Genomic DNA, 1,149 nt, shown 5'->3' with positions numbered 1-1,149 from the left:
AACACCCGGTCCCATCCCGAACCCGGTAGTTAAGCCCCTCAGCGCCGATGGTACTGCATGGGAGACTGTGTGGGAGAGTAGGACGCCGCCGGACTATAATTGGTCGAGGGTCGCCCCGTTTCAGGGGCGGCCCTCGACGCATGTATGGGACCAGTCAAAGTAGGCTGCAAGGGTCTATCGAAGTACCGAGAACAGTGACGGACGTGATGAGCGCGGAAGACGACGGCCGCAACGGAGGCCGCGAGCAGCGGGGCAACAACGGCGGGCACCGGGAGTCCGGCCGTCGTACGGGCGATTCCCGTGGAGGCTTCAAGGGCAACGGGCCCCGGCGTGACGGCGGACCGCGCGGCGGCGCGCCGCGTTCCGGTGGTGAACGCGGCCGTTTCGGCGGCGATGGCGGTGACCGCGGCCGGTCCGGTGGGCCGGGCTCTGGCGGACGTTCGTTCTCTGGTGGCCGCGGTAACGGCGGCGGCTGGCGGGATCGGCCGGGCGGGCAGCGCGACGAGCGCGGCCAGGGCCGTCCGTACCGTGGATCCGATGACCGGCGCGGCCCCGGCGGCGATGACCGCCGTGAGGGCCGGCCCGGTGGCGGTGACCGGCGCTTCCAGGGCGGCGGCCAGGGCCGTCGTTTCGAGGACCGCGGTGAGCGGCGCCCCGGGAACGACGACCGGGGCGGCCGGCGGTTCGAGGACCGCGGCGAGCGTCGGTCCGATGATCGTGGTGGCCGGGATGACCGGCGCTTCGGCGGGCGCGACGACCGTGGTGGCCAGCGTTTCGAAGGACGTGGCGGCCGTCCGGGCGGCGGAGACCCCCGCCAGGGGCGGCGGCCGGACGAGCGTCGTTCCGAGGGCGGTCCCCGCGAGGGGCGCCGGGACGACCAGCGTTCTGGTGGTGGCTTCCGCCAGGACGGTCGCTCCGGCGGTGGCGACCGCCGGTTCCAGGGCCGTGACGAGCGCGGTGGCGGCTTCCGCGACCGTGATGACCGCCGTGGCGGCGGCCGTTACGAGGACCGTGGTGGCGAGCGTCGCGGCGGCTTCCAGGACCGCGGCGAGCGGTCCGGTGGTTACCAGGGCCGGGACAACCGCTCTGGTGGGTTCCAGGGCCGTGACGAGCGGTCCGGAGGGTTCCAGGGTCGGGATGACCGCCGTG

At 73.8% G+C, this 1,149-nt stretch carries 1 protein-coding gene and 1 rRNA gene; both read left to right on the top strand.

Features of this window, described 5'->3' with window-relative positions; translation table 11 throughout:
• Positions 1–94 (top strand): 5S ribosomal RNA (gene rrf / locus AB0L06_RS35675); the annotation flags it as partial.
• 617 nt (positions 95–711) lie between these two features.
• Positions 712–1,149, top strand: a 438-nt coding sequence (locus AB0L06_RS35670; RefSeq protein WP_500235588.1) for a hypothetical protein, incomplete at its 3' end; no start/stop codon positions are given.

This window comes from Spirillospora sp. NPDC052269, from assembly GCF_040679435.1.
Classification (GTDB): Bacteria; Actinomycetota; Actinomycetes; order Streptosporangiales; family Streptosporangiaceae; genus Spirillospora.
The sequence above is the reverse complement of the archived record's forward strand: the minus strand, read 5'-3'. Positions and strand labels throughout refer to the sequence as shown.